The organism is Nocardia alba NBRC 108234 (assembly GCF_001612665.1).
In the GTDB taxonomy this organism is placed as follows: domain Bacteria; phylum Actinomycetota; class Actinomycetes; order Mycobacteriales; family Mycobacteriaceae; genus Nocardia; species Nocardia alba.
This window is the reverse complement of record NZ_BDAX01000038.1, coordinates 23,431-29,669: the sequence shown is the minus strand read 5'-3', so window position 1 is coordinate 29,669 and position 6,239 is coordinate 23,431. Positions and strand designations below refer to the sequence as shown.

The 6,239-nt window shown below is 71.1% G+C and carries 6 protein-coding genes; 1 reads left to right on the top strand and 5 read right to left on the bottom strand.

Annotated elements, in window-relative coordinates; genetic code table 11:
* Positions 1-332: 332 nt before the first annotated feature.
* From NA12_RS30445 to NA12_RS30425, 5 genes are all read right to left on the bottom strand, one after another.
* Positions 333-1,505, bottom strand: coding sequence for a glycosyltransferase family 2 protein (locus tag NA12_RS30445; protein ID WP_067459357.1), 1,173 nt, complete (start codon positions 1,503-1,505; stop codon positions 333-335).
* Between the two features lies 1 nt (position 1,506).
* Positions 1,507-2,262 (bottom strand): LppM family (lipo)protein, encoded by a 756-nt coding sequence (locus NA12_RS30440; RefSeq protein ID WP_067459353.1) that lies wholly within the window; start codon positions 2,260-2,262, stop codon positions 1,507-1,509.
* 143 nt (positions 2,263-2,405) lie between these two features.
* The gene (locus NA12_RS30435) at positions 2,406-3,374 is read right to left on the bottom strand and encodes a carotenoid biosynthesis protein (protein ID WP_084473239.1); all 969 of its coding nucleotides are present in this window, start codon (positions 3,372-3,374) and stop codon (positions 2,406-2,408) included.
* A complete protein-coding gene (locus NA12_RS30430; protein ID WP_067459350.1) occupies positions 3,371-4,936 on the bottom strand; it encodes a phytoene desaturase family protein in 1,566 nt (521 codons plus the stop codon). The genes NA12_RS30435 and NA12_RS30430 overlap by 4 nt, the downstream gene beginning before the upstream one ends.
* Positions 4,933-5,559: a GNAT family N-acetyltransferase gene (locus NA12_RS30425; RefSeq protein WP_067459347.1), complete on the bottom strand. Its 627-nt coding sequence runs from the start codon at positions 5,557-5,559 to the stop codon at positions 4,933-4,935. Before NA12_RS30425 ends, NA12_RS30430 begins: the two co-directional genes overlap by 4 nt.
* 117 nt (positions 5,560-5,676) lie before the next feature.
* Between NA12_RS30425 and NA12_RS30420 the strand changes: the two genes are divergently transcribed.
* Positions 5,677-6,138, top strand: coding sequence for an SAV_6107 family HEPN domain-containing protein (locus tag NA12_RS30420; protein ID WP_084473237.1), 462 nt, complete (start codon positions 5,677-5,679; stop codon positions 6,136-6,138).
* The last annotated feature ends 101 nt before the right edge of the window (positions 6,139-6,239 follow it).

The window sequence follows — 6,239 nt, the reverse complement described above, 5'->3', positions numbered from 1 at the left end:
AGTGCGGGGGGTGGGTTGGGTGGGTTGTGGGAGACGGGGACAAGGTGGGGTTGGTGGTTGTGGGAGAGCTGAGGGGGCTGAACACCGACGGTGTGGGATTCGCCCGGACTGTCTGCGGCGCTCGCTGATCGCAGGTGGATTCACATCAGCTCGGGAACACGGAGGTGGGCGAAGCCGCGTCCGAATTTCGACTCCGATACCTCGAGTCGCCGTGTGGTGTGGGAGTGGGCGTGACGGAGTTCGGTGTGCTCGGGTGGGTGCTCGGGTTTGCGGACGTGAGGGCGCTGACCGGGAACGCGCGCGATCGTGAGGGGGCGCGTGGCGTGAGGGGGTCAGGCGTGGTGGGCGATCTGGTCTTGGGGGGTTACCAGGGGGCGCTGTTTCCAGTGGAGGCGGTTGGTGCGGTGGCGGTAGTGGGAGCGGGCCCACAGGGTCAGGTAGTGGGCCACTGACAGGGGGTGGGCCAGGGCTGCGGTGAGGTCGGGTGTGGTGGGGGGTCTGCGGGTTTCGATGGTGCGGGCGGTGAGGCGGCTGGTGACGGCGGCCAGGTAGCCGAGTGCGCCCGCGCGGCGGGTTCGGCCTCGGCCCAGGATCGCGGCCAGCGGGGGGAGCCAGTAGGCGAGGGCGGCGAGGGTCGCGATGGCGGCGCCGGTGTCGAGGCGGCCGCCGTAGGCCGACCAGAGCCAGCGGGTGTAGCCGTCGGTGAGTTCGGTGGTGCTGGTGTACATTCGGGTGCTCGCGGCGGGGCCCGCGGTCACCAGGGCGGTACGGTGACCCGCCCGGCGGATGGCACGGGCCAGGTCGAGATCCTCGGTGGCGCTGGCTGCTACGGCCGCGTGACCACCTCCCGCTCGGTACGCCTCGGCGTCGACGGCCAGGAACTGGCCGCACGCGACGACGGTGGACGGGCGCAGGCTGTGGTTGGCGGGGCCGACGGGCAGGGTCGAGGCCCACGACCAGGCGAGCAGGGGCTGGACGAGACGCTCGGAGGTCGACACCGCGATCTGGATCGGCCAGGCCGACACCAGACCCGCTCCGCGCCTGCGCAACTCGGTCACGGCTGCGGCGATCGCGTGGGGAGCCAGGCGCACATCCGCGTCGACGAAGACCAGCGCGGCCGCGTCGGCGCGGGCGGCCAGGCGCGCGCACGCGGCGGCCTTGCCGGTCCAGCCGGGGGCGGGGTGGGCGGCCGAGCGCAGGACGGTGAAGCGCTCGTCGTCGGCGATCGCGTCGAGTGCGGCGTCGTAGGTGCCGTCGGTGGACGCGTCGTCGAGAATCAGCACGCTCAGGCGGGGGACACCGACCTGCGCGCGCAGGTCGGCGATCAGCGCGGGCAGGCGGGCGGCCTCGTCGCGGGCGGGAACACACACTGTGACCGGCTCGATCACCCCGGCGACCCCGCGTGGCAGGGTGCGCAAGGTGACCAGGTTGTAGGCGGCGGTGGCCGCGCCGAGCGCGGCCAGACCGGTGCCAGCCCAGGTCAGGTAGCGGGCCACCGCGCCCATATCAGCGGCCAAGTCGGCGACTGGAGATATCGCGCCACATCTCGGAGGCGGAGAAGCCGCCGCGCGGCGCGTTCGGCGGTCCGGGGTTGCGGTCGCGGAACGCCAAGCCGGCGATCAGCGCGGCCACCGCGAGGGTGATGCCGCCGACGATGCCCGCCCAGCCCGCGAACGAACGGGTGTTGGGGTCTGCGTACTTCACCTCGGCGCGCAGGGTCGACACCTCGCCCGCGGGCAGCTTCCACGACACGGTGTTCTCGCTGTCGGTGGTCTCACGGGTGCCGTTGGTCTTGGCGACGCGGGCCGGGAACGCGACGGAGAACTGCACGTCCGAGCCGTGCGGCGGCACCGACTCCAGGTCGACCCGCCCGGTGAGACTCACCAGATCGCCACTGCGCTGGAATTCGAGGGTGAACATGCCCTGCGTCTGATCCGACAGCCCACCGAGCTGGCCGACCTCGCCGAAGGACAGATCGTCGAAGAACACCTGGGTGCCGATGTACCCGTCCTGGTTGTACTTCTCCACCCGCACCTTCGCCGCCAACTGCTCGGGCGCCTTCAGCTGGGGACCCTTGTCGTCGGGCCCGGTCGGCACCACCGCGGCGACGATCCGCCCCGACACGCGATCGTTGGACGACACCCCCATCGACACCTGCACCCGCAGGCACCCGGCCAGCGCGGGCACGAGCAGTGCCAGCAGGACGGCGACGGCCGCGACGCGCCGCGCGGGCACGAAACGACGCGGCGAAGGAGCGGGCATGTCGGCGACGGGACTCGGCTGCACGGTGACATCGTGCCAGGCTCAGGGCCCAGAGCCCACACGACGGGCCCAGCACTGCCCACCCACCCGTGCCGATCAGGCATTTCGCCTGGATCGGGGTGTGTCGCGGTGAGGTCGGCCGCTCAGGCGCGTCGCGCGGCCCGCGCCCGCAGCAGCAGGGGGATGCCGAGTACACCGAGGCCGACGAAACCCCAGAGCGCCGAGGCCGGAAGGCCGAGGAACACCGCGTGCGCGAGAGCCGAGCCGAGCCAGGTCCACCCGAACACCGCGACCGGGACCGCGATCGACGGGTCACGCGGTGGCGGCAGGACATGATCGAGCACGGTGAGCAGCACCGCCATGACCACGGCGACGAGCGCCCAGCCCAGGTAGTTGGTGTACGGGATCTCGGGGATGCCGGGCAGACCGGCGTCGGTGACCGCCCAGGTCCATTGGCCGTCGGCCACCATCTGTGGATCGAGGAACAGATCCCAGCCGACCGCGCCGAGGGCGAACAGTCCCGCGCGCACAACAGTGGGCCCGCCCAGCGATCGAGTGCTCGCGGCGCGGTGTGGCCGGGTATCAGCGACTCCGGATCCTCCCGTGCCCGCCGGGGACGCGAGCATTCCCGCGACGATCCAGATCGGGTACAGCCCGCCGGTCCACGCCAACGGCACCGCCAACGGAACATCGGCGAACGCGGGCCCGAGCCGGTCGACGGCATAGGCGTAGCCGCCGAACGGGAATCCGGTCGCGGTGCCGACGATCTCGGCGGTGAGCCCCAGACCGGACACGATGACGAAGAATCCGGTGGCCCACCGCAATCCACGAGTCGTCGCCGCGTGCAGCAGGGCGGTCGCGGCGGTCAGCACCACGACCGCGACGGTGATCCGGTCGCGCGCCACCCCCGCACTCAACGGGTACGTGATCTGCGCCAGCACCAGTGCCAGCGCGGTCACGGCCGGGATCGCCCGGCGTGGATCGACGCGCAACCAGGCGCGGATCGCGGCCACGGTACGACGAGCCGCGCCGCGAACCGTGCCGGTCACCGATGCCGTCGAACTGCCGACCCGGTTCTGTCGCGGAGCCGACTCCGGTGCGTCGTCCGTCATCGCTTGCGCAGCAGCGGGAACCGGCGCTTGCGGCCGTCGTCGAGGACCAGCCGGGCCGCACTACGACCGCTGGCGCCGGACACTCCGCCACCGGGGTGGGTGGACGCGCCGGTGAGGTACAGGCCGGGAGCACCGGGGACTCGCTGGCCCGACAGCTCGGGCAGCGGCCGCCACAGCATCATCTGATCGAACGACATCTCCACATGCATCACATTGCCGCCGCGCAGACCCATCTCGCGCTCGAGATCGACCGGCGTCTGCACGAATCGCCGGAGCACCGACGAGGCGAATCCCGGGGCGTAGGTGTCGAGTTCGGCGATGATCCGATCCGCCTCGTGCTCGGCGTGCGCTGACCAGTCGCTGCCATCGGCGAGTTCATAGGGGTGCCATTGGGCCCACAGCGAGAGCTGATGTTCGCCGGCGGGGGCGATGGACGGGTCGAGCGCGCTGAAACTCATCGCCAGCACCACCGGACGTGGCGGCAGCGAACCGGCGAGTGCGGCGCCGTGGGCCAGCCGCAGCTGTCGGCGGTCGGCGACGAGGAATTGCAGACCACGGGCGGAGTCGGTGGCGGCGGCGCCGGGGTACTCGGGTAGCCGGTCGGTGGCCAGCCGCACCACCATGCCGATGCCGGGGCCGACTCGGATGCGGCGCTGCCAGTCGTCCAGGACCGCCGGGTCGAATCCGCCCGCGCGCAACAGGTCGAGCGTCGAGAGGATATGGGAGCCCGCGATCACGGTGTCGGCCCGCAGTGTCCGGCCGGATTCGGTCCGCACCTGCCACCCGCCGCCGCTTCGGCGTAGCGAGGTGACGGCGTCGCCGGTGTGCAGCTCGCCGCCGTCGGCACGAAGGCGGGCGATCAGCGCCGCGCTGAGCGCCCCACTTCCACCTACCGCGCGTCCGGGCGGCAGCCTGTGCATGAGCGCGGCGAATCCGGCCATCGGCGCGGTCCCCGGCTCCGACATCGGCGGACCGGACTGCGCGCCGAACCACGCGAGCGAGGCCTTGAGCCTTTCGTCGTCGAACCAGAAGTCCAGCAGCGCGTCACCGGACTGCAGGAACTCCCGCGACAACGCCGATCCGCCCGCCCGCGCGTCAAGCCCCCAGAACGAGCGAACGAGCCTGCCCGGCGTCGGCGGCCCGCCGAACGATCGCATCACCCGCGCGCTGCGCTCACCCCACACCCCCACGAAGCGGCGATACGCGTCAGCGTCCTTGACACCGCAGGCGGTCGCGATCGACGCGCACGTCTCGTCGAGATCACGGTGGAACACGATCGGGGGGCGTACTCCGTCGGAGGGCGTGAACCCCCATGGATCACAGTCGAGATAGCGCAACCCGAACCGCTCGAGCTCGAGGTCCTCGATGATCCCGGTGTGCCGGATCATGATGTGCGCCGAAGAACCACGATCGACGAGATGGCCGGGAAACCGCTCCACCGTCGACACCGCGCCACCGGGCACCTCGTCCCGTTCGAGCACCTGCACCCGCTGCCCGGCCCGCGCCAGATAACAGGCCGCGATCAGCGCGTTGTGGCCGGAGCCGACCACCACCGCCGTCATGGGTGCGTGGGTGGCATCGGCAGCCTGCGCCCGAGGATGGCGAACGGCCGGGTATCGCCGGCGAACACGAAATCACGGATCACATCTGTGAATCCGGCCCGCCGGTACAACTTCCAGGCCCGGTTCGCCTCCTCCGGCACTTCCGGCGTCGACAGCAGCACCGCGGCCTCGGCGCGGTCGGCCAGCAATCGGTCGAGCAGGCGCGCGCCGATCCCACGGCCCTGTGCCGCCGGGTGGACGTGCAACTCGGTGAGTTCGAAATAGTCGGCGAGCAGGTCGCGGGCGGCGGCGTCGGGCCATCCGCAGCGCCGCATACCGGTCTGTACCTGCTGATGCCACCACTGACGCGGCGCACCGCTGTAGCCGTAGGCGATCGCCAGGATCGGCGCGGTGCGCAGGTCGACGCCGCCCGAATCGTCGGGCAGCACCGCGGCCACGGCCCGCCAGCCCGCCCTGGTGGTGTGTTCGGTCCACATCGGGGCCCGGTGATGCTCGGTGCCACGGGGGTAGTCCATGGCGGCGACATAGACCGACAGGGCGTCGTGCAGGCGTGCGCGCAGGGCGGCGACGCTGAGGTCGACGATGACGGGTGCGGGGGTGTGATTCGGCTTGACGGCTGTCATGGCTCTCGTCGATGGCGTGCGGACGCGGAAAGTTGTCGGTGGGTGTCCCTATATTCAATCTCAATTCAAACGTTCGAATGTCAGTTCGATCAGTGCGAGGGGCGAAAGGGGCAGCAGATGGCTGGTCACAACAATGCTCGAGACGACGGCCGAGCGCACGTGGGCCACGACGGGCGTGCCGGGGGACTTCTACGCCAGGCCGACGCGCTGCTCACCGATTCCGCCTGGGAGCACGAACCGGGGGAGCGGTTCCGTACCGCGTACCTGGCCGCGCTGCGCGGCGCGGGCTCGATGATCGCCCTCACCGGCGCCGACCGCGCGCCGCGGGCACGCTCGCGCAGCGCCTGGGTGTTACTGAGACGCGCCAGCCCGGAGTTCGTGATGTGGGCGGACTACTTCGAGGCGCACTCGCAATTACGGGCCGCGTTGGAGGCCGGATTGGACCGCGCGATCACCGACACACAAGCCGACGAGTTCTGCTCACGGGTGGGCGCATTCCTCTACGACATCGACGATGCGCTGGTAGCCGTGGCCAAGAGCCGCCCGCAGCCGAGTCGTGGCCGCGACATGACCGCTTAGTTATGACCGAGTAGGTGGTACGCCACCGATCGAACTCGTATTATGGGGAGCAGATAGCCGCCAAGGTCGGCTACCCGTCGCCTACCCGGAGGCGACCAGCC

What these genes read in the sequence shown, in the direction of transcription:
- NA12_RS30445 (WP_067459357.1), bottom strand. Translation starts at nt 1,505, where the DNA reads ATGGGCGCGGTGGCCCGCTACCTGACCTGGGCTGGCACCGGTCTGGCC.
- NA12_RS30440 (WP_067459353.1), bottom strand. Translation starts at nt 2,262, where the DNA reads ATGCCCGCTCCTTCGCCGCGTCGTTTCGTGCCCGCGCGGCGCGTCGCG.
- NA12_RS30435 (WP_084473239.1), bottom strand. Translation starts at nt 3,374, where the DNA reads ATGACGGACGACGCACCGGAGTCGGCTCCGCGACAGAACCGGGTCGGC.
- NA12_RS30430 (WP_067459350.1), bottom strand. Translation starts at nt 4,936, where the DNA reads ATGACGGCGGTGGTGGTCGGCTCCGGCCACAACGCGCTGATCGCGGCC.
- NA12_RS30425 (WP_067459347.1), bottom strand. Translation starts at nt 5,559, where the DNA reads ATGACAGCCGTCAAGCCGAATCACACCCCCGCACCCGTCATCGTCGAC.
- NA12_RS30420 (WP_084473237.1), top strand. Translation starts at nt 5,677, where the DNA reads ATGGCTGGTCACAACAATGCTCGAGACGACGGCCGAGCGCACGTGGGC.